Raw genomic sequence first — 23,155 nt, forward strand, 5'->3', positions numbered from 1 at the left:
GTCGAGCGCCGCGTGGCCGGACGAGCGCGTGATCGCCTGGCTGACGACGCGACCGGACGGACCAATGGTGAAGGCCACGCCCACGCCTCCGGTGGCGCCCTCGGCGCGCGCCGCCGAGGGATAGAAGCGATGCCGGTTGACCTCGGCGAGCAGCAGGCCGGCGTAATCGCCGCGCGAGACGCCGCTCGGACCCGCGCCATCAGGGGCGCCGCGCCGCATGGCGTGCCGCGCCTCCTGCGCTTTTCCAACGCGCGCCTCCTCCAGGCGTTTGGCGCGCACCTCGGCCAAATGTTTGGCGCGCGCCTTTGCGCGCACCTCGGCCGCAGTCGGCTGGTCGTCCTCCTCCTCCTCGACGACGACCGGTTTCGGCTTCGGCTTGACGACGGGCTTGGGCTTGGCGGCCGCCACGGGCGGAGCGGACGGCGAGACGATCTGCGGCGGAGGGACCGTCAGTTCAGCCGGCGAAGGAGACGCGGGCGCGGCCTCAGCAGGCGGCGGCGTTTCCTGCGGATGCGCGTCTGCGACATCCTGCGCGCTGGGCGGCTGCGCGGCCTCCTGCGCCTGCTGGTCCTGCGGACCGTCGCCCAGCGCGCTCAACATGACTTCAAGAGGCTCGGCGCCCAAATCCGGCCGCGAAGCCGCCCGCGACGCCACAAACACGGCGGCGTGGACCAGGACGATGAGCAGAAGCGCCAAGGGCCGAAACCATTGCGGCCGCAACGGGGGCGTCGCGATGAGCCCGGGGGCGAATTCGGCAAAGGCGGTCACGGTCGCGGCTCCTGCGCCGGCCTGCGGCCGCTCTCCGTCAAGATGGCGATATGGGTGATCCCATGGGTCGCCAGATCGTCCATTACGGAAACAATCTGGCCGTAGGCGGCGTCCCTGTCGCCGCGCACATGCACGATTCGGTGGAGGTCGTCGCCGATCTTGAGTTTCACGCGCTGCACGAGATCGCTGGGATCGATCGCCTCCGCCCCGAGCGCGATCTTGCCGTCCTTGCCGATGACGATGACGACCGGCTCCTTGGGATCGAGCGGCCGGGCGGCGCGCGCCTGCGGCAAGTCGACCTTCATGCCGGCGGCGAGCAGAGGGGCCGTCACCATGAAGATGATCAGCAGAACCAGCATGACGTCGACCAGAGGCGTCACGTTGATGTCGGCCTGCGGCCTGAATGCGCCGGGCCGCCCCGGGCCGGGGGTGGAAAAACTCATTGCGCGGCCTCCGTCATGGGCGTGTCCCGGCAAATCTGAGCGGCGCGATCGGCGGCGCGGTTCACAAGCCTCTGGGCGAGGCGCGAAAATGCGGCGCCGAGCCGATTGTAGGCGATGGAAGCGGGGATGGCGGCGGCGAGGCCATAGGCCGTGGCCGCCAGCGCCTCAGCGATCCCCGGAGCGACGACAGCAAGCGAGGTGTCTCGCGCCGCGGCTATGCCGACGAAACTCGCCATAATGCCCCAGACCGTTCCGAACAGACCGACGAATGGTGAAACGGAGGCGATCACCGCCAAATTCGCGAGGCCGCCCTCCGCCTTGGCGAGCAGGTCGAGGCTTGCGCGCGACATCTTTTCGACGACGCGGGCGCGGCGCTCCGAAACGCTTTCGCCCACATCAGGGATCGCGGCCTCCTGCGCGCCCAAGGCGTCGATCGGCCCGAACAGAGCGGCGTTGTCGTCACGCAGGGCGCGCGAAAGCCTCACGAGTCCGAACAAAGCCTCGGCGATCAAGAGCCAGCACCAAATCGAGGCGGCCAGCAGAGCCAGCATGACGCATCGGCCGACGGCGCCGGCCTGTACAAACAGAGCCAGGGGCGAAAGTGAAAAATCATCCATGAGAACCTGCCTTGGTCACAAAAATCCATCGCCGCGCCGCAAGCTAGCCCGTCCTGCGATCACGCGAACATCAGCCGGCGCGACGCTTCGATTTCGCTGAAACGCTCGCGTGATGCGGTTTCCGCAAGATCGCTTCGCGATCCGCGAAAACGAAATTGCGCGGAAACCCTTCCGGTGAAGGGCGGATTTCCGCGCGAGCGGAATACGATTTCCGAACTGATCCTTCGGAAATCGTATGATGCGTCAAAGGCGGGCGCGGCGATCCCAGCGCGCGACCGATCCGGCAAGCTCCGTCTGGACGCAAAAGGAAAAACAACGCGCGTGGTTTGACGCGAATCCGAGCGCGCCGACGACGGAAAAAAGCGATCGGTCCGCATTCAGGGCGGCGTCACGCTCGAAAAGCGTATCCATGGTCCCTCCTGCCGCCCCACCGACGGCGCTAGGTTATCGAAATCACTGGCCGGTCTCCTGGCTCACGGCGTCATCTCTTTCCGCCTTCCCGGAAGCGCTGGCTTCCAGTGGCTTGATGGAAAGAGGTAACCGCTCACAGTTGCGGGGGCAGCTGCGGGTTTGGACCATCGTCCTCACCGCATTCCCGTTTCACCCCGGCTTGACCCGGGGCACCAATGACACTTGATTTAATACTGCTCGAATATTGGCGGCGCAAGTTTCAGATTTGATTCTTCCACCTCTTCGCACGCGCCATGACCGCTCCCATGTCAGGATCACCGGAGAGATCAGCCGAATTCAAAGGCTGACCGGCTCTTGCGGCTCGCGTCGATCGTCAGGCTGCGCGTCATCGGCGGAAAGGCTCGGGATGGACAATTGTGTCTTTCGCACATCTGGTGCGTGACGCCGATCGGGGTGATGGACGAGGCCGCCCCGAGATCGAGGCCATCGCCATAGACCACTTGCGATGCATGCGATATGGCGCAGCCGAGACTGGCCGACGGCAGTTTCGTCATGGTTGCGGTGGACGCCGAGCGACGCCCCACGCGGATCGCCGCGTGACGAGTGCTGTTCCGGCGCAAGACTGCCGCTTGGCTTGAAGGACAAAGCGGAGTCGCGCTTGCCGGTCAGGATCGCGAGGATTTCTCGCCAGATTTTGGGATCAACCCGCTCAAGCCGGATGCCAACCGGCGGCGGCGCCCAAATGACTTTCAGGTCGAACTTTTTCGCCAACTCGTAATTCACGCTGCCGGGCAATGCCGCGAGATCGAGGATGACGGCGTCCTCAGGAAGACGCGCGAGGACGCCAGCGTCAACAAAATGCGTCAGGCTGGTCGAAATAACGAGATTGATACGCGAAGCCTGGTTAGAAAGATCATCCAGCCTGTGAGGGGTCACACCCTTCTGGATCAGCCGTAAACACGCGTCGATATCGTGGGCGACGGCATGCGCCGTCGCCCCCTCCGCGCGAATGTGATCGAGGAGGTCGTCGACCAGCGCGCCCTGTCCAAGCACCAAGACCTCGCACGCGGCCTTCGGCCCGAGCGCGGGCCGGTTCAAGAAAGGATCGCTGGTGGAGGCCTCCGCGTCGAAAAGGCCAAGGCAGCCATGGCCAAGATAGGCGCTCGCCGGCTCGGCCGGTTTGGAGCGCGAGGACCCGGAGGCGTAAGCGCGAAGGCCCGCCTCTCGTTCGCGCTTGTCGAGCAGGATGAAGCAAAGCAGGGCTTCCAGACCCCAGAGCACAAAATCCTGAAGACGTCGCGCCAAGAGCATTTGGCCGGTGGAAGGCGCATAAGAGCTTCTCATCGCTCACCCCGCATGGCGATGGATCGCCGGTACAGCAAGAAAACAAAGAATGGACCGCCCCAGAGCGCGGTGATCACGCCCAGCCGCAATTCTTCCGGCGCGCGAATCGTGCGCGCGATGAAATCGCACAGGAGCAGGAAGACGGCGCCCGCGAGCGCGCTCGCGGGTATGAGGCGAACGTGCGACGGTCCGAGCATCAGGCGGACGCCGTGAGGCACGATCAGCCCGACGAAGGACACCATGCCGGCCACCGCGACCGACGCGCCGGTCAGCAGCGCCGCGCCGATCATGACCACGAATTTCACTTGCTCGACGTTCACGCCGAGCGCGGCGGCCGTATCTTCCCCCTGCGCCAGAACGTCGAGATCGCGCGCATAGAGCGCAGCCATGAGCAATCCCGCGGCGATGAACGGCAGCGCCATCCAGACATGGACCCACATGCGGTTGTCGAGCCCGCCCATGGTCCAGAACAGGATTTGTTGCGTCATCTGGAAATTGGCGAGATTGAGCGAAATGACAAAGGCCGAAACGGAGCCCAGCACGGCTCCGACCGCGACGCCGGTGAGCAGCAGCAGGCTGGCGGAAGTATAGCCGCCGCGCGTGGCCAAAGCATAAACCAGCAGCAGGGCGAGCAAACCGCCGGAGAAAGCGGAGACCGGCAAGACAGGCGTGGCCAGGCTGGCGGCGCCGGTTGTGAAGGCGAGAACTCCGCCCAGCGCCGCGCCGGAGCCCACGCCGACCAAGCCCGGTTCGGCCAGAGGATTGCGGAAGATCGCCTGCATTTGGGCGCCGGCCACACTGAGCGACGCACCCACCAAAAAACACAGCATCACGCGCGGCGCGCGGATGTTCCAGACGATCAGATCATCGGCGCGGGTCAATCCGGTCGCGGCGACCCATCCGTCGGGCAGCAGATGCCGCCCCAGGATCTGAACGACCAGCCGCCAGTCCATTGGCGTCGAGCCTGCGGAGACGGCGACCACACCGCCAACAGCGAGCAGCGCGATCATTGCGACGCAAAAAAGCCGCGCGGAGACCGCGCGCCTGCCTCCGCCGAGCGCGTCGCTCGCCAGCGTTTCGGTCATCGCCGCGCCACGCAGATCGCGTCCGCCATGGTGTGAATCAGCTTGACCGCCATCGGCGACAGCGACAGGTGGTCCTTGCCGTCGGAGACAATGACCTGCTTCTTCTCGACAGCGGCGATCGCGCCCAGAACAGGATCGTCGGTCCAGCGCCGCAACTCTTCCTCGCGCCGGCCCGGATCCGACCATGTGAACACCCAATCCGGATTCCAGCGCAGAACCGTTTCAGAGCCGACTTTCTGATAGGTGTGCAATCCGTTTTCCGCGCCGACATTGATCGCGCCAACCAGACGCGCCTGATCGTGAAACAAAGTGGCGTCGCCGAAGGAATAGCCGATCATGGACACGCCGAAGACGCGGGCCGGCGGATGCGGCGCCCGGCACTGCTCGGCGATTCCGGCGAGTTCGGCCTCGAAAGCGGCGCGTTTTTGCTCCGCGGCTTCCTCGCGTCCCAAAATATATCCCGTCACGGTGATGTTTTCCGCGACTTCATCGAGCCTGGTCGCCAGCGTGAAAAGCCGGAAGACATTTATGCCCGCCTGCCGCAGGGCTTGCACCAGATCGGGCCTCGACCGGTCGGCCGCGAGCACGAGATCGGGGTTCAGGCGAATGATGGTTTCGACATCGGACGCGACCGCCGGTCGATGCGCTTTCACCTGATCGAGCACATTGCTGATTTGCGGGCGATACGCGAGGTCGCTCACGCCGACGACGCGTTCCGGCGGCGCGATCAGATAGGCGTATTCGTCGATCTCATATTCGAGCGACACGATCCGCTGCGGCGCTTGCGTCAGCACGACTTCGGCGCCCTGGGCGTCGATCGCCCGCCTCGGATAATTGGAAGCGCCAAGCGTCGCGTGCGCCAGCTTTTGACCGGCGAATTCGGTCTCGGCGCGCAGGCTTGTCGCTCCATGAAGGGCGAGGTAGACGACGGCGGATGCAAGGGCGCGTTTCATCGAGAGGCCACGGCCAGCGGCGCGCGACCCGCCTGTTCGAGATCGTCGGGCATGGGCGCGCCGAGATATCGGGTGCGGAATTCGTAGAAGGAACGCAGGTTGTCCCAGTCGAGGGGGCCGACGGCGTTCGGTTTGTCGCCGAGCAGCACGTGAGGAAAAAAACAGGTGATCAACTGCTCGCCATGGCCGTTCCACATGCGGACGCCATTACTGCGTCCTTTGACGGACTCGCGCTCGGCGCGCCATTGATAGAAAGCGACCTTTCTGACGCGATCACGCGCGGCCGCTCCCTGGTCGGGACCGCCAATGGTCAGATGGAAATGCCAGGATCCCGCATCGACCGTGACCAACCCTTGACTGATGCGCACGTCGGGTTTCCGGTCGAAGGTGAGTTCGAAAATCGCGCCGCGCAACCACGGCCCAGCGGTCATTCGTCGCCACTCGTTTTCGAATATGTCGAGGATCAGCCGTTCCAAATTCTGTTCCGAGGCTTCGAAATATTCATAAAGCGTCGCGGAGCCGTCGTCGCCGACTTCAAACGCGTCGGGGGGAACGTGCGCGATCATTGGATCACCTTTTTCCTTTGGAACGCCAGCACGGGCTTGCCGTCGCTCGATTGAAGTCGTTCGGCTTCGACACCGAACACCGCGCCGATCACTTCGGCGTTGAGGACATCGCCGCTCGCACCGCTCGCGGCGATGCGCCCGGCTTGAACAACGACGATGGAATGCGCGAATCGCGCCGCGCTCGTCAGGTCGTGAGTAGCCAGGACGAGCGCACAGCCCGACGCCGCCAAGGTCGCACAGAGCCCCATCACGTCGAGAGCATGTTCGATGTCGAGGCTCGCAGTCGGCTCATCGAGAAGCAAGTAATCAGGCCGAAGGGCAAGGCTGCGCGCGATGAGCGCGCGCTGACGCTCGCCGCCCGACAACGTAGTCACGCTGCGATGCCGCAGATGCGCCACGTCGCACTGCTCCATGGCCTCCGCCACGGCCCGGCGATCCTCCGACGATGGCCGAACAAAACGTCCGCGAAGGGGATAGCGCCCCATGCAGACCACCTCCTCGACGGTGAAGTCGAAGTCCATCCCGGTTTCCTGGGGAACGAAGGCGATGCGACGCGCGAGATCGGCCCGGCGCATAGACGCGACCGGCGTCCCGTCAAGACGCACGGCGCCGGCGCAAGTCGGCCAGATGCCACATAGCGCGCGCAAAATCGTGCTCTTGCCGCCGCCATTGGGACCGATCAGCGCGCAAAGCTCGCCCGGAGAAACTTGAAAACTGACATTCTCGACAAGCGCGCGAGCGGCGCGCGCCACCGATATGCGCGTGGCGCACAAGCCGATCCGATCGGGCTCATGACAGGCGACCGCAAACACCATCGACCCCCTCCGGGACGTGGACGGGGTCTGTCAGGGCGCAATTCCGCAGAGCGGTTTAGCGACTGACCGGGACACCCCGCCCGGGACGTGATTCGCTACGGCAGGTCTCCTGGCTCGCGGGTCATCGCCTTGGCCGGCCTTCCCAACGCTTGCGCGTCAGTGGCGTATTCGGACAAGGCTCGCCGCTTACAGTTGCGGGGGCAGCGTCGGCGTCACACCGACTTCCCTCTTAGCCCGAAATGAAGGTCATCCCGGGAACCGTGGCGAGGACAAGCTATCGAGCGGCGCGCGCCCTGTAAAGAGACGCGCGGAATGTCGCCGGGCTCCTGCGATCGGCGGGAGATTGTGGCGAGCCCAGCGCGTCAAGGGGCGCAGTCGGACGCGCCGCAAAAGCGGCATTCAAGCTAAAATTTTGTTTTAAAATGATAATTATTTCAGATGACAATTTTGCATTTCTTCTCTTGCAAAACGCCTAATTTCATCCTAGCCCTAAAAGGGTCATCGGTGCCCCGGGTCAAACCGGGGTGAAACGGGAATGCGGTGAGAACGTGAGTTCGATGCCGCGGCTGCCCCCGCAACTGTAAGCGACTTTCCTTTTTCCACTATGCCACTGGGAGCGATGCTTCTGGGAAGGCGGAAAAAGACGGGTCGCGAGCCAGGAGACCGGCCGGTGAATCATATTGACCCAAGGCCGTCGGCGGGACGGCAGGAGGATTCATGGCTACGCTGTCCAAGCGTCGCGCCGCCTTGCTGGCGGGCGGCTCGCTCGTTCTCATTTCCGCTCATCTCAATGCGGCCTGGGCTGACCAGGACGCGCCTCTTGGCGAGGTCGACATCACGGCCACGCGCACCGAACAGCCGGTCGCGAATTCGGCAAGCGCCATCACCGTGATTTCCCCCCAGCAGGTCCAGACCTATGGCGCGACGGGCCTGACCAACGTGCTGCGCGGCACGCCCGGTCTCGACATCTGGGAGTTCGGCGGCGTTGGAACCTTGACCTCGGTGTCGCTGCGCGGGTCCTCGACCGGCCAGGTCCTGGTCCTGATCGACGGCGTGCGCGCCAACAACCCGACGGATGCGGGCGGCGCGGTCGATTTCGGCGGCTTCACCGCCGCCGGCATCGAGCGCATCGAAGTGCTGCGCGGTCCGCAATCGGCGCTCTACGGCTCCGACGCCATGGGCGGCGTGATCAACATCATCACCAAGAAGGGCGGCGGCGCGTCGCACGGTTCGGCCCTGATCGAAGGCGGCGCCTATGGAACCGTGCATTCGCGCGTCGAACAGGCGGGCTCCAGCGGCGACTGGACCTATTCCTTCTCGCTCGACGGCCTGCATGTCGACGGCTTCCCGCGGTTCGGCTATCGCGTCAAGGGGCCGATCATTCTCGGCGGCGCCTATACCGGCTATTTCCCGCTGCCGCCCATGCCCAGCATGGACATCACCAACAAGCTCGGCGGCGCCGGCCAGGTGGCCTGGCATCCGACGGAAGACCTGACGGTGACCGCGGGCGCATTGGGCTACAGCACCTTCATCAAGTTCGACAACAGCAGCGCCACCATTCCCGAAAATGTCTACAACGGCTTCAGCCGCCAGAACACGAGTTTTGCGCAGGGCTATCTGCGCGTCGACGACGATTCCTTCGCCAAGAAGCTGCACAGCCGTCTGACCCTGTCCGCCAATCAGACCAATATGGTGGATTGGGTGACGCAAGGCTGCTACGACGCCAGTTACGCCGCCTTCAATTGCAAGCTCGGCTATCTCGGCGGCCGCTATGGCGCCGAATACCAGGGCGACGCCAAGCTCGACGCCTTCGGCCTCGTCACGTTCGGCGGTCGCACGGACACGGAGACGCTGACCACCAGCCAGGACCCCTATCAGAATTTCACGCCGCAGGACGACCAGCAGACCACCAATTCGGCCTTCGCCCAGCATCAGTTCACGCTGTTCGATCGCCTCGACCTGACCTATGGCGGCCGCATCGACGCCGTCCAGGGCAACACCACGTTCGACACCTGGCGCACCACGGCCGCCTACCGAATCGAGGAAACCGGCACGAAGCTGCGCGCCACCGCCGGCACCGGCGCGAAGGTGGCGACGCTGTTCCAGCGGTACAGCATTTACGGGTCTCCCAATCTTCAGCCGGAGCAGAGTTTTGGGTGGGACGCGGGCGTGGACCAGACCTTCCTGGGCGGGCTCGTCAATCTCGGCGCGACCTATTACTACAACGATTATCGCAACCTGATCAATTTCGGTCCCGCGCCGAATTGCACACCGACGCAAGTCGCCATCGCCGGCGGATGCTATTACAACATCGGTCGCGCGCGCACCCAGGGCGTGGAGCTTTCGGGCGATGTCGCGATCGTTCCGGAGAGCGTCAAGCTGCGCGCCAGCTACACCTATCTCGACGCGCGCAATCTGGTCACCAACGCCGTTCCGTCCTACCGGCCGCACAACAAGGGCAGCGCCTCGGTCATCTACACGGGCGTGCCCAAGCTCGAAGTCGAGGCGCGCGTGACGGTCGTCGGCGCCAATCCGGCCTATGACTACACGTTCCACCGAAACGTCACGATCCCGGCCTACGCGAAGTTCGACCTGTTCGCGAATTACAAGCTCGACCACGGCGTCTCGGTCTTCGGCCGGATGGAGAACCTGACCGACATTCGCTACCAGAACGCCTATTTGTACGGAACGCCCGGACGTTCCGTCTATGGCGGCGTCAAATACGAGTGGTGACGGCCTTCGGGCGAGGCGGCGCTCCCGGCCGCCTCGCCCGACCGTTCGCAAAAGCGGGCCGTGTGTGCGTGCAACGTTCGACCCGGCCAAATCCGACCTAACCGATGTCTCTGCTTCTGAGCCAGCCCTGGTCCGATCCCCAACGCCGACCAAAACGGCCGTCGTCAATTCCCCCTCGAACCAAAGTTGGAGTTTTGTCATGTCCGCAAACGCCAATTGGGCCCTGCGCCATTCCATCGGCGTGACCATCGGCTTCCTCGTTGTCGCCAGCGTCGCCCTGACCTTCGGCTACGCCTGCGCCGTGCCGCTCGCCGCCTTCGGCGCCATTTCTGCGCTGCTGTTCGACCGGACCTATGCCGTCGTTTCGGTGCTCTCGGTCTGGGCCGCCAACCAGGTGATCGGCTTCTGCTACATGCACTATCCCATGGAGTTTTCGACCCTGGCCTGGGGCGTGGGTCTCGGCGTCATCGGCGTCGCCTCCACCTTCGCGGCCGCTGCGGTGCTGTCGCGCGTGGCGTCCTTCTCCGGCGTGTCGCTGTCCCTGATCGCCGCCTTCGCGGTCTACCAGGGCGCCATCATTGCGATCATTGTCGCGACGGGCGGCGACCTGAGCATGTTCACGCTGAGCACGCTGTCGGACGTCTTCGCCATCAACGCCGTCGCCTTCGCGGTTTTCGCAGGCTGCCGGGCGGTTTGGCTGCGCAGCGCGTTCGGTCGGACGTTTGCGGCTTCCCTCATGCCTCAGCAGGCCTGACGCGGCGACGAGATGTGTCCGAGAATTTGCGCGCCGTCCGTATGGGCGGCGCGCGCCTCAATCGAACGCCTTTCCGAAAGGATGTTCAACCCGCCCGACCCTGGTTCCGGTCCATCTTCCGCCATTTCTCAATGATATCAGGGTTTTCCATCAAATGTTCGACGGTTTCCGCTGCATAAGTTGGAACGGCGACGGTCTGACCCCGTCGAACGACAATCATACCATGTCTCGGAAGGCGATTGTCTTTCATTCAGCGCAAGCGCTCCTTGTTCGTGATCGGAAGCGCCTGGAGCAACAATTTCGGCGTCAAGGGCTCATATGCGATCCGAGCCAGTTCCGAGATCATGCGCTGGAGATATCTTTCGAGACCTTCGGCAGCAAATCCGCTGAAGACTTCCACATTTGCCTCGCGATCAATCCAGCGCCAGGGTCCGAATTCGTCACAACAATACGCGATTGTCCTCAGCACCGTTTGACGGCGCAGTCGGAGGCCAACCAACGCGCCGACAGCTTCCTGGCAGTGAATGCGAAAATTGCCGCCGTCCTCGTTCCATTTGACGAGAGATCTGATCCGATCACGACGCGCCGACGCCACAAAGTCCTTGGCTTCGTTGCCGCCTCCCGCGATCCGTTGCGACTTTTTCATTGCGGGGGTCCTATGTTCCGCGATGTGGCTCTTTCGCCGGGACGAGATCACGAGGCTCGGCTGATGCCGTCCGCGACAAGCGACAGGCGCGTGAAAGAGAGCGAGACCGGGGCGATCTCATCGCTTGAGAACGCGCGCGCTTCCAAAAGCTCGGCGAACCCCGCGATCAACTCAGCGGGGATTGGGCCAGACAGATTTCAACGACGGCGAAAGTCGAGCAAGCGTAGCGCTTTAAGCACGCATTCGTGCGCGTCCCGGCCTCTTAGAATCGCTGTGGGACGGCAGTCGACGGGGAAAGTCGTGTGGACCATAACGAAAAGCTCCTCAGGATCTCGCGTCCATTGTGAAGCTGCTGATCGTGAGGCGGGGCTGACTTCCGACGGGATGATCCCGATCTATTACAGTGGCGCGACCGCGCCGGATTCACACCGGCTTCCGCGCAACACGACAGGGCAGAGGCTCAACTTAGACCCTGCACGCTGTCTGTCAAGGACACCTGGTCGCCACTCCAAATATCAAATCTTCACTGTCTCATTGAAACAGGGGCGCCATGTTGCTTGAAACTTTTTTCGACATGCTGCAGCTGCATCGCGACGACAAGTTCGTCAGTTTGCGTTTCCTCCGCCCGTTCAAGGTGATCTCCACATCCATGCCGGACGGTGGACTTGCGAGTCATCTCGACCTCGTCTTCAACCATCAATGCAGCGAGCCCGCCGCGCATACCATCGCGCATCACAGCAAAGTCTTTTTCAATCCTGACGGCTATCGGGCCGCACTGCTTGCCGACCATGGGCTGGAGAAAGCCGCCGCCGCCGGTCTCGGAACGGCCGCGAACATGAACAACATGTGCGTGGCGCAGGAGAGCCATCTCGATCTGTCGATCGTCGCGATCGTGACCGGGGGCGTCGAGGGCAACGCCGCCCGCGCCGGCGACCCCGCCTCTTTCTATGAGCAGGGCGGAACCTTTCATCGGAGGGGCGACATCGCTCCGGAGCAGCCGGGCACGATCAACATCATGCTGGCCTGCAACACGCCCTTGACCGATGGCGCGCTGGTCCGCGCCGTCATGACCGCGACCGAAGCGAAATCCGTCGTGTTGCAGGAATTGTCCGTTCCTTCGCGCCAATCCCCGTCGATCGCGACGGGCACGGGCACCGACCAGATTGCGGTGATGGCGCCGACGGATGGCGCATTCCCGATCGTCTCGGCCGGACATCACAGCGTGCTCGGCGAGTTGATCGCGCGCGCCGTCATTCGCGCGCTCAAAGGCGCCCTTGTCCTGCAGAATGGTTTGACGCCCAACCGTCAGTGCTCGTGCGGCCAGCTGCTTGAACGGTTCGGAGCCGGGCCCGACGCCCTTGGCGAACGGATCGCTGCATTGTTGTCCGGCGACGCCGCGGAACTGGCGAGGCGCAATCACTTCGCTGTTGATCGCGATCCCCTGACCGTCGCCGCCGTGGCGGCCTTGATCCACCTTTACGATCAGGTGTCCTGGGAGGTGCTGCCCGCCGTCTGCTGGCCAGAGATCGCGGTCCACCACGGCGCGCAGATCGCCGTGGCGGCGTCGGGCTGCGCCGAGCGGCGCGACGACTACCAAAGCGCGCTGAACAAGAAGGCGACCTCCAGAACGCCCCAAGGCCTGGTGGAAACGGTGGCCACTGCGATCGCGCTCGGTTTTGTTGACAAATGGAAGAAGGCCGAGGTCCGCATCGAATGCATCGATGGCCCTTCCGAGCTGACGCTGTGAGCGCGACCCCAGAGCCGCATCGGATCGATCTTCTCGTGGCCCTGGTCACGACGGAATGTCAGCTGCGCTGCCGCTATTGCTCCATGCGCGCCGGCGATGTCCCCCGCGAGGATCTGTCCGAGGACACGTTCGCACTGGCGCTGAAAAACCTGCCGATCGCGCCGGGCGCGCAATTGCAGATCGCCGGCGGCGAGCCCGGCCTCGTTCCGGAACGGGTGTTCGCCATCGCGCGCCACGCCCGGCGCGGCGGCTTCGCGAGGATCGGCGTCCAGACCAATGCGGTCGATCTCGACGACCGTTTTCTCGCCTTCGTGCGCGAAGAAAAAATTGGCGTCGGCGTCAGCCTGGATGGCCCCGCCGATGTCAACGATTTTTGGCGCGGACGCACGGACGATGTGCTGGCCAATCTGAAGCGTCTGAATGACGCCGGCATTCCCTTCGGCGTCACTACCGTCCTGACCAGGGGATCCCTGGCGTCCCTGCCCCGGCTGGCCATGCTGCTCGCGACATTTCCGCAGGCGCGCAGCATTGGCCTCGATCTGCTGAGGCCGGTCGGACGGGGCGACTCCGTCGACCTGCCCACGGGCGCCAAGGTGACGAAAGCCTATCGCGACTTGTCCGCGACCCTGGCCTGGATCAATCGGCGCAGGGAGCGCCCGCTGGTCCTGCGCGAAGACGGCATGATCGATTGCGCGGCGGCCGATACGTATTGCCCGGCGGAAGCGGGGCGCGCGGTCGTCCTCTCGCCATCCGGCGCGCTTTTCCCGTGCTCCAGCCTGGTCGGCCGGCCAGAGCATGCCTGCGGCAGCGCCGCCGACCCCGATCTCGCCGCTTTGCGCCGGGGACTCCGCTCGCCAAAAAACGGCTGCGCCACGTGTTCGGTTGCAGGCTGCCGCGGCCGCTGTCCTTCCCGCGCGCTGGCGTCGCCCAAAGCCGCGGCGCTCGACTGCGTGTTGCGTCGCGCCGCCCAAGACATCAAATGAGGGGTTACGCATGTCCGTTGCTGAGCGCAGATTCGTTTTCGTCGACGCGACAGGGCTTTCATTGGCGGCGCTGGGCGTGGCGCTCCGCCAGGTCAATGCCGAGCGCGCAACGCCGATCCGCGTCGTCTCGCGCGGCCATGCCGATCTGGCCGACGAGGCCCGCATCGCCGATTGCGTCGAAGCCATCCGCGACGCCGACGCCCTTGTGCTGCTGCCGCATGGCGGCGCCGAGTCGATTCCCGGCTTCGAGCTGATGGTGGAAGCGGCGCGGGGCAAGACCATTCATGTGCAGACTTCCTGCAATTCACCGGAAAGCTTTGCGCTCGCCCAGGAATTTTCGCGGGATTTCGGCGGCGACGCCTTCGTCCGCCGCAACGATTACATCACCAAGGGCGGCGTGGAGAATTTCGCCAACCTGCTGCGGTTCATGGCTTGCGACGGCGGCGGCGCGCTCCTCCCGTCGCCGCGCGACATGCCGACCGAAGGCATTCACCATCCCGACTATAGCGGCCCCGACGATCCCGATTCCTATCTGTCCTGGGCGAGGCGGCGCATCGGCGCGAGCCCGTCGGCGCCCGTCATCGGCATCTGGTTCCTAAGGGACTCCTGGCTGACCGGCGACACCGTCGTCATCGATGCGATGATCACGGAGATCGAACGCCTGGGCGCGATAGCCCTGGCGGTGTTTCACATGCGCTTCATCGACGCCGATCTGAAAAACCTCGGCGTTCCCGCCTTGATCGATCGCTATTTCCGAGGCGACGGCAAGGCCCGCGTCGACGCCCTGTTGTCGCCCATGGGGTTTTCGCTGGCGCTTTACGATCCGCCCGCCGCCAAGGCGCTGGCTGAACTCGACGCGCCGGTCCTGCAAATGATCGTCACCTCGCATTCGCAAAAAGTCTGGGCGGAGAGCGAACAGGCCGTCGCGCCCATCGAAGTCTCCGTCCTCGTCGCCCAGCCGGAATTCGACGGCTGCCTGATCGGTCCAGTGGCGGGCGCGCGCGAAGAGCTGGGAATCGACGAGGCGACGGGCGCGATGCGAACGGGACAAAGGCCGGTGGCGGAGCGCTGCGCTCATGTCGCCCGTTGGGCCGTCAACTGGGCGCGTCTGCGCCGGACGCCGCCCGCCGAGCGCAAGATCGCAATTCTGTTCCACCATTATCCGCCCAAGAACGACCGGCTGGGCTGCGCCTCGGGCCTGGACAGTTTTGAAAGCGTCAAACGGCTTTGCGAACGCCTGGAGGCGGAGGGACATGGCCTCGCGCGGCGCTATCGGGACGGCGAGGATCTGGCGTTCGAACTGCTCGACCGCCTCACCAACGACCGTCGCTATCTGCCGCCGCAACACATGGCCGAACGCGCCGCCGCAATCATCGAGCAAAACATCGCCGAGCGCTGGCACGCCGAGCGCAGCGACAGGATGCGCAAGGAAATGGCGGCGAAATGGGGACCGCCGCCCGGCTTCACTTTTGCTCACAAGGGCGGCCTGCTCGTGGGCGGCGTCGTCAACGGCAATGTCTTCATCGGGATGCAGCCGACGCGCGCCTGCATGGAGGCGGAGGACGAGCCGACGATCCAGGCCGACGGCTCGGCGCTGCACGATCCCTATCTGCCGGCGACGCACCACTATCTCGGCTATTACCGCTGGCTGCGCGACGTGTTCGGCGCCCAGGCCGTCTACCACATCGGCACACATGGCAGCCTGGAATGGCTGCCGGGCAAGAGCGTCGGCCTGTCGCGCGATTGCTATCCCGACGCGGCCATCGCCGACCTTCCCAATCTCTACCCTTACATCGTGAGCAATCCCGGCGAGGGAACGCAGGCCAAGCGCCGCGGTTACGCCTGCATCCTCGATCACATGATCCCGCCGCAAACCAATGCCGGCGCAACCGAGCCGATCCAGGCCATCGAGGACCTGCTCGACAAGGTTCACATCGCCCGGCAGGAAGACCCGTCAAAACTCTCGGTCCTCATCGACAGCCTTTGGGAGAAGGCCGAAGCCCTTCATCTCGACCGCGATCTCGGACTGGGCAAGGCGGAGACGGAAGCCGATCCGACCGGATTTTGCACGCGCCTTCATGGCTATCTGCACGAAGTCGAGGTCACCGCGATCAATGACGGCCTGCATGTTTTCGGCCAACCGCCCGCCGATGGCCGCTTCAACGAAACCCTGCTGCACCTGACCCGCCTGCCCAATGGCGACGCTCCGTCGCTGTGGGACACGGTCGCCACGGCCTTCGGTCACGAGGGCGCCGACCTGCGCGACAATCCAGGTCAGCGCGACGAGCGCGACGGCCGCACCAAGGGCCAAATCCTGGGCGGGCTTTTGGACGAAATCCGGGCGTGCTTCTCCAATTTCGACCGTCTCGGCTGGACCGAAGAAAACATCGTCGCGCAAACGCAACAACGGTTTTGTGGCTCGCCGCGCGTGGCAAAGACCTTGCGGTTTGTGATGACGACGGTCCGGCCCGCGCTTCAAGGCGTGACCGACGAACTCGACCATGCGGTCAAGGGCGTCGAGGGGCGCTTCGTGCCGCCGGGCCCTTCGGGCGCGCCGACGCGCGGCAATGTCGGGGTGATGCCGACAGGCCGCAATTTCTATTCGGTGGACCCTTACAAAATCCCGACGCCCGAGGCCTGGGCCGTCGGCGTTCGTCTCGGCGACGCCCTTGTCGAGCGCTATCGCGCCGACGAAGGCCGCGATCCCCAGCAATTGGGCATGACGCTCTGGGCCACGCCGACGATGCGGACCGGCGGGGATGACGTCGCCGAAATTTTTTACCTCATGGGCGTGCGCCCGGTCTGGGCCGACAATGGCAAGGTCAAGGGCGTCGAACCCATTCCGCTGCACGAACTCAAATTTCCCCGCCTCGACGTCACCGTGCGGGGCAGCGGCATGTTGCGCGACGCCTTCCCGAATGTGATGGCGCTGATCGATTCCGCCGTGCGCATGGTCGCAGCCCTGAATGAGCCTGACGACGTCAATTTTCTCGGCCGCAATGTCGCGCGCGACCGCGCCGAACTGATCAAGGCCGGGCTGTCCCCCGAGGCGGCGGCGCGCCGCGCCGGATTCCGGCTGTTTGCGGAAAAACCCGGCTGCTACGGCGCCGGCGTGTCCGATCTGCTGGAAAGCGGCCGCTGGCGCGATATCGGCGATCTCGGCGACCTCTACATCCATTGGGGCGGCTACGCCTATGGGGCCGACGCCTATGGCGAGGCCTTGCAGCAGGATTTCCGTCAGCGGCTGAGCCGCCTCGACCTGACCGTCATGAACGCCGACACGCGCGAATACGACATTTTCTCCAGCGACGACTTCAACGCCTATCATGGCGGCATGAATGCGGCGGTGAAGCGGACGTCCGGGCGCTACGCCCGCAGCTACAGCGGCGATTCCAACGATCCGCGCAAGCCAAGAATCCGCGCCACCGACGAGGAAGGCCGCTTCATCTTCCGGACCCGCATTCTCAATCCCAAATGGATCGCGGGCATGAAGCGGCACGGCTACAAGGGCGCAGGCGACCTGGCGGAGGCGGTGGATTATTGCTTCCAGTGGGACGCGACCAGCGATCTCCTTGAAGACTGGCAATATGCCGAAATGGCCAGAACCTATGCGTTCGATCCGGCCATGCAGGATTTCTTCCGCAAGCACAATCCGTATGCCTTGCAGAGCATAGCCGAGCGCCTGCTCGAAGCCATCCGGCGGGGACAATGGCAAAACCCCGGCGCCGACGAACAAGCCCTTGAAACCCTGTTCCTTGAAGCGGAAGGCGAGATCGAGGACAGCCTGGCCGGCTCGATCCGCGCGGCCCAGCAATCCGAAACGCTCTCATGACGCCGGAAAAACGGCCGCACCCGGAACGGCGAACCTACCCGTTCTCCGCCATCCTCGGCCAGGAGCGGATGAAGCTGGCGCTGCTCCTCAACGCCATAAACCCCGCGATTGGCGGCGTGGTGATCCGCGGGCAAAAGGGAACGGCGAAATCCACGGCGGCGCGGGGCCTGAGCGCCCTGATGCCCGCGCTGGCGCAGGGGCGGCGTCCGCCCTTCGTCGATTTTCCGCTGGGCGCGACCGAAGACATGGTGGTCGGCGCGATCGACCTGGAGGCGGCGATCCGCCAGGGTGTCGTCGCCTTCCAGCCGGGACTTTTGGCGCGCGCCCACAACGGCGTGCTCTATGTCGACGAGATCAATCTGCTCAACGACCATCTGGCGGACAGCATTCTCGATGCGTCGGAGAGCGGCGAAAACATCGTCGAGCGCGAGGGCCAGAGCCTGCGCCACGAAAGCCGCTTCATCCTGATCGGGACCATGAACCCCGAGGAAGGCGAAGTGCGGCCGCAACTGCTCGACCGTTTCGGCCTCGCCGTCTCCGTCGAGGGCGAGCGCGAGCCGGCGTTGCGTGTGGAGCTGTTGAAGCGCAGGGAAGCCTTCGATCTCGACGCCGACGCGTTCATCGCGCGTTTTCGGGACGACGAGGCCGAGCTCGCGGGGCGTATCGTCGCGGCGCGGCGGCGATTACGGGAGGTTTTTTGCCCGGCGCATCTGAGCGGCTTCATCGCCGAAATCTGCCAGCGCAACCATGTCGCGGGACACCGCGCCGACATCGTCATGGACCGGGCCGCGCGGGCCCATGCCGCATGGCGCGGCGCCGACGATGTGAGCGCGGACGACATTTTGGCCGTGGCGCCGATGGTTTTGTTGCATCGCATGCGCACGGCCGAACCCGAAGTTCCGCCGCCCCCGCCACCGCCCGAGGACAGACCGGACGAACAGGCCCGGGAAGAGCCGCAAGATCAGGATTCCTCCGGAGACCAGGATGATGCGTCCTCGCCGGCGTCCAACACTCAAGCCGATCGCGGCGATCCGGGCGGGAGCGAACGCACCGCGCCCCCTGAAAGCGACGAAAGCGCACAGCAGGAGACTTCGGCTGCGAACGACGAGGTTGCGGAAATCGGCGCCGCCTTCACCGTGCGCAAACTCGACGCGCAAGCGCGCGACCGGGTGTTTCGCACGGGGTCGGGCAAACGGTCGCGCTCCCGCTCCGCCTGCAAGCAGGGGCGCTATGTCAAGAGCGCCGAGCGCCGCGACCGCAACGATCTCGCCTTCGACGCCACGCTGCGCGCCGCCGCGCCGCATCAGAAAACCCGCAGAGAGACGGCGACGCGCGACCTCGCCGTGCATATCGCGGACAGCGACATCCGCGAAAAAATCAGGGAGCGCCGGGTCGGCAACTTCCTGCTGTTCATCGTGGACGGTTCGGGGTCGATGGGCGCGCATCGCCGCATGGTGGAAACCAAGGCCGCCATCATGAGCCTGCTGCTCGACGCCTATCAAAAGCGCGACAAGGTCGCCATGGTCGTGTTCCGGGGCCGCTGCGCCGAAACCGTGCTCCCCCCCACCAATTCGGTCGAGCGCGCCGCGAAACTGCTGGCCGACCTGCCGGTGGGCGGACGCACGCCGCTCTCCCAGGGGCTCGAGACGGCCTCGCAGATTTTGCGGCAGGTCGAGCGCAGGGACCCAGCCGCCCTGCCGCTGGCGATCGTGCTGACCGACGGCCGGGCCAACGCCGGCCTGGGTTGTTCGCCACCGCATGAGGAAGCCCTGCGCGCCGCCGCGCAATTGCGCGAACTACACCCCGCCGCCCGCTTCGTCGTCGTCGACACCGAAGCGCCCGGCGTCGTGCGGCTGGAGCTGGCGCGCAAATTGGCCGACGCCCTGAACGCCTCTTATTTCAAGACCGAAGACCTGCGCGCCGAGGATTTGGTCGCTCTCGCCAAGGAGACGCAAACGTGGTGACTATGGAACGGGCCTGCGCCCACTATCCCTTCGCGGCCATTGTCGGCCAGGAGGTTTTGAAGAAAAGCCTGATCCTCAACGTCATCAACCCCTCGCTCTCCGGGGTGCTGATCCGGGGTGAAAAGGGCACGGCCAAATCCACGGCGGTGCGGGCGCTGGCCGACCTTCTGCCCGAGATCGAGGTGGTCGAGGGCGATCCCTTCCAGAGCGACCCCCATGATCCCAAAACCATGGCGCCGGAGGTGCGGGCGCGCCATGAAGCCGGCGAAACCCTTCCGGTGCGCCGCCGCAAGGTGCGGGTGGTGGAGTTGCCGATTTCCGCCACCGAGGACCGCGTCATCGGCACGCTCGATCTGGAGGTGGCGATCAAGGAGGGCCGCAAGACAATCGAGCCCGGCCTGTTGGCCGGCGCCCATCGCGGCATTCTTTACGTGGACGAAGTCAATCTGCTCGATGACCACGTGGTGGACGTGCTGCTGGATTCCGCGGCCATGGGCGTCAACACCATCGAACGCGAGGGCGTCAGCTTTTCGCATCCCGCCCGCTTCACCCTGGTCGGGACCATGAACCCCGAGGAAGGCGAGTTGCGGCCGCAATTGCTGGACCGTTTCGGCCTGTGCGTGCATGTCGAAGGCTTGCGCACGCCGGCGGATCGGGTCGAGGTGGTCAAACGCCGCGCCGCCTTCGAGGACGATCCCGCCGGTTTTGTCGCGCGCTGGGCGGAAGAGACCGCGCGCTTGCGCGCCGCCATCGCCGCGGCGATCAGCCTCTATCCCCAGGTGCAGGCGCCGGACTCCCTCCTGTTCGAAATCGCCGAAAGGTCCCTGGCCATGGGCGTGGACGGCCACCGCAGCGACCTGATCATGCTGAAGGCCGCCAAAGCGCTCGCCGCCTGGGGCGGCCGCGACGCGGTGTCTCCAGCCGATCTGGCCGAAGCCGCCGGCCTGGCGCTGGCGCATCGCGTGCGCCGCCGCCCGTTCGAGGACATCGCCAATGCTCGGACGGCATAGACCTGGCGCGGGAGAAGCCTGCGCCACGGCCCCCCACACCTATGTGTGTCTCAGTGTTCATCTTGTTGTTAAAGGAAAAACGACCATGCCAACCTATATCGCGATCATCACGCCGACCGCTTCGGGCTATCAGGCCGCTTTCGCGGATTTTCCCGGGCTCGAAGCACGCGGAGCGAGTCTCGACGCCTTGCGCATCGAGGCCGAAGGCGTGCTGGAAGACCATCTGGCGGCGGCTTTTGGTCAAGAGGCTGTTCCGCAGGCGAGCACTCTGGAGCAAGCCGCGTCCAAGGCGCCCGAAGGCGCAACGCTGCTGGCCGTGACCGTGACGGCGCCGAAAAGCCGCGCGGTCAGCATCAACATCACCATTCCCGAAAATCTTCTCGCCGCGATCGATCGCGCCGCGGGGGCGCACAACATGAGCCGCAGCCGCTATCTCGCCAAGGCGGTGGAGGCCAGCGTAACGGGGCGGCGCCACTCCGGCGTCGAACTTCCCTTGAACGACGAGGTTCTGGCCGCCGTGGACAAAGCGGCGCAGGCGCATAAGATGAACCGTCTCACCTTCCTTTCCGGGGTTATCGAGGTCGCTGTCGGCGCGCAGAAAGGTCACGGGCGCACGCATGCGTGACGACATCTCCCCGGGCGCGCGAGCGCGCCCGTTCAGCGTCCGGGGAGGCCGCCGTTCATCCGGTCGCGACAGCGGCATTTCGTCGCAGTCAGAAGCTTCTGAAACCGACCGGACCTCGCGCCAAGCAGGGATCGGAAATTGGTTTGAGACAGACATTTGGCTGCGCCGACGCCTCGCTTCTCGCAGACGATGGACTGAGGGACTTGTTGATTTTGCAGCTTGACCCGAACCTGCGTTGCTGGAGCGATACCGGCGCTTCGGTTCCTTGTCCGCCAGGGCAAGGCTAAGAGGGAAGCCAGTAAGCAAGCGCATTCTGCGCCACCTGCAATTCTGGCGCTGCCCCCGCAACTGTGAGCGGCGAGCTTCACCCAATACGTCACTGCGCCCTTTGGGCTTGGGAAGACGGGTGGAGCGGCGACCCGCGAGCCAGGAGACCTGCCGAAGCCAGATAGGAATCGCCGGCCGGGGTTTGTCGGGGGATGCAGTGCAATCAGCGACGGCTTCGCAAGCCGCGCTGTCGCTCACCCATAGCTCCGAAACCAGACCGGATTCGGTAGGAGGGTGACGAATGATCTTGTCGCGGTCGGTGTAATGGGCGCCGAGCTGCGAGCGTTTGTCGGGATCGAGGCCGCGCTCGAACAGCGTTCCCAAGATCGACGGGTCGATTTCGCCCCAGTCTAGGTCAGACGCCTTGATGGCGAGCGTCAGGTCGTCCTTGTCGAGCGGCAAGGCGGTGTCATCGTTGAACAAGCCGCCGTTGAACCATGCGATCGTCTGCCATGCTGCTTCGCCGCCGGTCTTCATCGCGCGGAATAGGTCGGCGGCGCGGTGCTGAAATTGATCCGGCTGGCTCTTCGCGCTCTTCAACATGCGAGAGAAGAGCTTGTCGGGCAGCAGATCGACGTCTTCAGCGAACATGCAGAAGATCAGCCGGTTGACGAAGTGCGCGACCTGATCGGGAGCATGGCCGCGAGCGCGTAGGCGCTGGGCCAGGGCGGCGAACTCGGCGGCGGCGCCTTCCGTCAGCGCTTGGCGTGTCTTGTTCGGACGAAGCCTCTCAGGGTCGGACAAGACCCACTTGAGCTTTTGGCGTGGTTCGATCTCGCGCAGATCGTCGAGGGCGAACTCGTGAACCTGCGAAACCGTGTTCGTCCAATTGGTGTGGACGCGAAAGCGGTTCATGTCGCAGACGACGAGAAGGGGCGGGTTCTCCAGAGCCAGGGCGTATTGCTGAAGCTGCGCGAAGGCGGCGTTGAGGTCTTTGCGCTTGCCCTTGTATTCACACCCGAAGAAGCCGCGCTTCCAGACGTCGGCCCAGCCGTCGCCGCCGGTCGTCTTGCTGGCGCCACGCTCGAAAGCGAACCATTCGCCGGTCGGATCGGCGTCAGTCGGCCCAGGCTCGCCGAGCATGGCGCACAGGTCGTTGAAATGGCTTTGAGCCGCCGCACGCTCTTTCAGCTCGGCGGCTTTCCATTTGGTGACAAAGGCTTCCGGCGTCATTGATTCGGCATCCAAGTAGGATGCCGATCATAGCGAAAACTGAGCTGCCCTCTACAACTCCAGCGTCTCGGCTTCTTCAGCATCGTCTCGATAATCGGTTTAGCATTGTTTCAGCGTGCTCCACGTTGAAAACATAGGTTTTCTCATCGTCTAGCGTATCGCTTGCTTGTATAATAAATGTATTAGCTCCTTTTATTCGCCCGATGATGTATTGTAACTCGGAATTCTTAACCCTGTCGCCTGGGTATAGATCGCCTTTGTTCCTTTCCCAAAACAGAGCAGGTAACTACCCACGGTCGAATCCCGCGAAGTGACTTTTCTGGCGCGGCGGCTTTGGCCGCGTTCGCCTGGTGTCAGTG

At 64.5% G+C, this 23,155-nt stretch carries 18 protein-coding genes, 1 pseudogene and 4 riboswitches; of the genes and pseudogenes, 9 read left to right on the forward strand and 10 right to left on the reverse strand.

Annotated features, from left to right (window positions below):
• The 4 genes from GJ654_RS21625 to GJ654_RS21720 all read right to left on the reverse strand — a co-directional run.
• Window positions 1-768: TonB family protein (locus GJ654_RS21625; protein WP_155447938.1), on the reverse strand; the 768-nt coding region annotated here is incomplete at its 3' end.
• The gene (locus tag GJ654_RS19965; protein WP_155447939.1) at window positions 765-1,211 is read right to left on the reverse strand and encodes an ExbD/TolR family protein; all 447 of its coding nucleotides are present in this window, start codon (window positions 1,209-1,211) and stop codon (window positions 765-767) included. The genes GJ654_RS21625 and GJ654_RS19965, both read right to left, overlap by 4 nt.
• On the reverse strand, window positions 1,208-1,828 hold the full coding sequence (locus GJ654_RS19970) for a MotA/TolQ/ExbB proton channel family protein (RefSeq protein WP_155447940.1): 621 nt from the start codon (window positions 1,826-1,828) through the stop codon (window positions 1,208-1,210). Before GJ654_RS19970 ends, GJ654_RS19965 begins: the two co-directional genes overlap by 4 nt.
• A gap of 441 nt (window positions 1,829-2,269) precedes the next feature.
• Window positions 2,270-2,471: riboswitch (cobalamin riboswitch) on the reverse strand.
• A gap of 94 nt (window positions 2,472-2,565) precedes the next feature.
• Window positions 2,566-2,793, reverse strand: a complete 228-nt coding sequence (locus GJ654_RS21720) for a short-chain fatty acyl-CoA regulator family protein (protein WP_155447941.1) — start codon at window positions 2,791-2,793, stop codon at window positions 2,566-2,568.
• 49 nt (window positions 2,794-2,842) lie between these two features.
• Between GJ654_RS21720 and GJ654_RS21725 the strand changes: the two genes are divergently transcribed.
• Window positions 2,843-3,196, forward strand: coding sequence for a hypothetical protein (locus GJ654_RS21725; protein ID WP_155447942.1), 354 nt, complete (start codon window positions 2,843-2,845; stop codon window positions 3,194-3,196).
• A 383-nt stretch (window positions 3,197-3,579) separates the two neighbouring features.
• On the opposite strand, the gene GJ654_RS19985 is transcribed toward GJ654_RS21725, so the two are convergent.
• The 4 genes from GJ654_RS19985 to GJ654_RS20000 are packed head-to-tail and all read right to left on the reverse strand — an operon-like array spanning window position 3,580 to window position 7,002.
• Complete coding sequence (locus tag GJ654_RS19985; protein WP_196305637.1) at window positions 3,580-4,668, reverse strand: FecCD family ABC transporter permease; 1,089 nt, start codon at window positions 4,666-4,668, stop codon at window positions 3,580-3,582.
• Window positions 4,665-5,621 (reverse strand): ABC transporter substrate-binding protein, encoded by a 957-nt coding sequence (locus tag GJ654_RS19990; protein WP_155447944.1) that lies wholly within the window; start codon window positions 5,619-5,621, stop codon window positions 4,665-4,667. Before GJ654_RS19990 ends, GJ654_RS19985 begins: the two co-directional genes overlap by 4 nt.
• Window positions 5,618-6,187 (reverse strand): DUF7676 family protein, encoded by a 570-nt coding sequence (locus tag GJ654_RS19995; protein ID WP_155447945.1) that lies wholly within the window; start codon window positions 6,185-6,187, stop codon window positions 5,618-5,620. Before GJ654_RS19995 ends, GJ654_RS19990 begins: the two co-directional genes overlap by 4 nt.
• A complete protein-coding gene (locus GJ654_RS20000; protein ID WP_155447946.1) occupies window positions 6,184-7,002 on the reverse strand; it encodes an ABC transporter ATP-binding protein in 819 nt (272 codons plus the stop codon). The genes GJ654_RS19995 and GJ654_RS20000 overlap by 4 nt, the downstream gene beginning before the upstream one ends.
• An 82-nt stretch (window positions 7,003-7,084) precedes the next feature.
• Window positions 7,085-7,280: riboswitch (cobalamin riboswitch) on the reverse strand.
• A 207-nt stretch (window positions 7,281-7,487) separates the two neighbouring features.
• Window positions 7,488-7,688: riboswitch (cobalamin riboswitch) on the forward strand.
• 31 nt (window positions 7,689-7,719) lie between these two features.
• Between GJ654_RS20000 and GJ654_RS20005 the strand changes: the two genes are divergently transcribed.
• Both GJ654_RS20005 and GJ654_RS20010 read left to right on the forward strand, forming a co-directional pair.
• The gene (locus GJ654_RS20005; protein WP_155447947.1) at window positions 7,720-9,735 is read left to right on the forward strand and encodes a TonB-dependent receptor plug domain-containing protein; all 2,016 of its coding nucleotides are present in this window, start codon (window positions 7,720-7,722) and stop codon (window positions 9,733-9,735) included.
• Between the two features lie 199 nt (window positions 9,736-9,934).
• Window positions 9,935-10,489 carry a hypothetical protein gene (locus GJ654_RS20010; protein ID WP_155447948.1) on the forward strand — a complete coding sequence of 185 codons (555 nt, stop codon included), beginning with the start codon at window positions 9,935-9,937 and terminating at the stop codon, window positions 10,487-10,489.
• A 250-nt stretch (window positions 10,490-10,739) separates the two neighbouring features.
• On the opposite strand, the gene GJ654_RS20015 is transcribed toward GJ654_RS20010, so the two are convergent.
• Window positions 10,740-11,135: a hypothetical protein gene (locus tag GJ654_RS20015; RefSeq protein WP_155447949.1), complete on the reverse strand. Its 396-nt coding sequence runs from the start codon at window positions 11,133-11,135 to the stop codon at window positions 10,740-10,742.
• A gap of 550 nt (window positions 11,136-11,685) precedes the next feature.
• On the opposite strand from GJ654_RS20015, the gene GJ654_RS20020 reads away from it, so the two are divergent.
• From GJ654_RS20020 to GJ654_RS20045, 6 genes are all read left to right on the forward strand, one after another.
• The gene (locus tag GJ654_RS20020; protein WP_155447950.1) at window positions 11,686-12,882 is read left to right on the forward strand and encodes an adenosylcobinamide amidohydrolase; all 1,197 of its coding nucleotides are present in this window, start codon (window positions 11,686-11,688) and stop codon (window positions 12,880-12,882) included.
• On the forward strand, window positions 12,879-13,865 hold the full coding sequence (locus GJ654_RS20025) for a radical SAM protein (RefSeq protein WP_196305638.1): 987 nt from the start codon (window positions 12,879-12,881) through the stop codon (window positions 13,863-13,865). The genes GJ654_RS20020 and GJ654_RS20025 overlap by 4 nt, the downstream gene beginning before the upstream one ends.
• 10 nt (window positions 13,866-13,875) lie before the next feature.
• Window positions 13,876-17,697: a cobaltochelatase subunit CobN gene (cobN, locus tag GJ654_RS20030; protein ID WP_196305639.1), complete on the forward strand. Its 3,822-nt coding sequence runs from the start codon at window positions 13,876-13,878 to the stop codon at window positions 17,695-17,697.
• Complete coding sequence (locus GJ654_RS20035) at window positions 17,694-19,661, forward strand: AAA family ATPase (protein WP_155447953.1); 1,968 nt, start codon at window positions 17,694-17,696, stop codon at window positions 19,659-19,661. The genes cobN and GJ654_RS20035 overlap by 4 nt, the downstream gene beginning before the upstream one ends.
• A 2-nt stretch (window positions 19,662-19,663) precedes the next feature.
• Complete coding sequence (locus GJ654_RS20040) at window positions 19,664-20,671, forward strand: ATP-binding protein (protein ID WP_155447957.1); 1,008 nt, start codon at window positions 19,664-19,666, stop codon at window positions 20,669-20,671.
• Between the two features lie 85 nt (window positions 20,672-20,756).
• On the forward strand, window positions 20,757-21,296 hold the full coding sequence (locus GJ654_RS20045) for a type II toxin-antitoxin system HicB family antitoxin (protein WP_196305640.1): 540 nt from the start codon (window positions 20,757-20,759) through the stop codon (window positions 21,294-21,296).
• 241 nt (window positions 21,297-21,537) lie between these two features.
• Window positions 21,538-21,753, forward strand: a riboswitch (cobalamin riboswitch).
• A gap of 347 nt (window positions 21,754-22,100) precedes the next feature.
• On the opposite strand, the pseudogene GJ654_RS21630 reads toward GJ654_RS20045, so the two are convergent.
• Window positions 22,101-22,796 (reverse strand): annotated as a pseudogene (locus GJ654_RS21630) (type IIL restriction-modification enzyme MmeI); the annotation flags it as partial.
• Between the last annotated feature and the right edge of the window lie 359 nt (window positions 22,797-23,155).

This window comes from Rhodoblastus acidophilus (assembly GCF_009720655.1).
Lineage (GTDB): Bacteria > Pseudomonadota > Alphaproteobacteria > Rhizobiales > Beijerinckiaceae > Rhodoblastus > Rhodoblastus acidophilus_A.

Excerpts from the sequence above, each read along its gene's own strand:
- GJ654_RS19995 (WP_155447945.1), bottom strand. The coding sequence starts at position 6,187 with ATGATCGCGCACGTTCCCCCCGACGCGTTTGAAGTCGGCGACGACGGC.
- GJ654_RS21720 (WP_155447941.1), bottom strand. The coding sequence starts at position 2,793 with ATGACGAAACTGCCGTCGGCCAGTCTCGGCTGCGCCATATCGCATGCA.
- GJ654_RS20020 (WP_155447950.1), top strand. The coding sequence starts at position 11,686 with ATGTTGCTTGAAACTTTTTTCGACATGCTGCAGCTGCATCGCGACGAC.
- GJ654_RS20000 (WP_155447946.1), bottom strand. The coding sequence starts at position 7,002 with ATGGTGTTTGCGGTCGCCTGTCATGAGCCCGATCGGATCGGCTTGTGC.
- GJ654_RS20010 (WP_155447948.1), top strand. The coding sequence starts at position 9,935 with ATGTCCGCAAACGCCAATTGGGCCCTGCGCCATTCCATCGGCGTGACC.
- GJ654_RS19970 (WP_155447940.1), bottom strand. The coding sequence starts at position 1,828 with ATGGATGATTTTTCACTTTCGCCCCTGGCTCTGTTTGTACAGGCCGGC.
- GJ654_RS20045 (WP_196305640.1), top strand. The coding sequence starts at position 20,757 with ATGCCAACCTATATCGCGATCATCACGCCGACCGCTTCGGGCTATCAG.
- GJ654_RS20040 (WP_155447957.1), top strand. The coding sequence starts at position 19,664 with ATGGAACGGGCCTGCGCCCACTATCCCTTCGCGGCCATTGTCGGCCAG.
- GJ654_RS20035 (WP_155447953.1), top strand. The coding sequence starts at position 17,694 with ATGACGCCGGAAAAACGGCCGCACCCGGAACGGCGAACCTACCCGTTC.
- GJ654_RS20005 (WP_155447947.1), top strand. The coding sequence starts at position 7,720 with ATGGCTACGCTGTCCAAGCGTCGCGCCGCCTTGCTGGCGGGCGGCTCG.
- cobN (WP_196305639.1), top strand. The coding sequence starts at position 13,876 with ATGTCCGTTGCTGAGCGCAGATTCGTTTTCGTCGACGCGACAGGGCTT.
- GJ654_RS19965 (WP_155447939.1), bottom strand. The coding sequence starts at position 1,211 with ATGAGTTTTTCCACCCCCGGCCCGGGGCGGCCCGGCGCATTCAGGCCG.
- GJ654_RS19985 (WP_196305637.1), bottom strand. The coding sequence starts at position 4,668 with ATGACCGAAACGCTGGCGAGCGACGCGCTCGGCGGAGGCAGGCGCGCG.
- GJ654_RS20015 (WP_155447949.1), bottom strand. The coding sequence starts at position 11,135 with ATGAAAAAGTCGCAACGGATCGCGGGAGGCGGCAACGAAGCCAAGGAC.
- GJ654_RS19990 (WP_155447944.1), bottom strand. The coding sequence starts at position 5,621 with ATGAAACGCGCCCTTGCATCCGCCGTCGTCTACCTCGCCCTTCATGGA.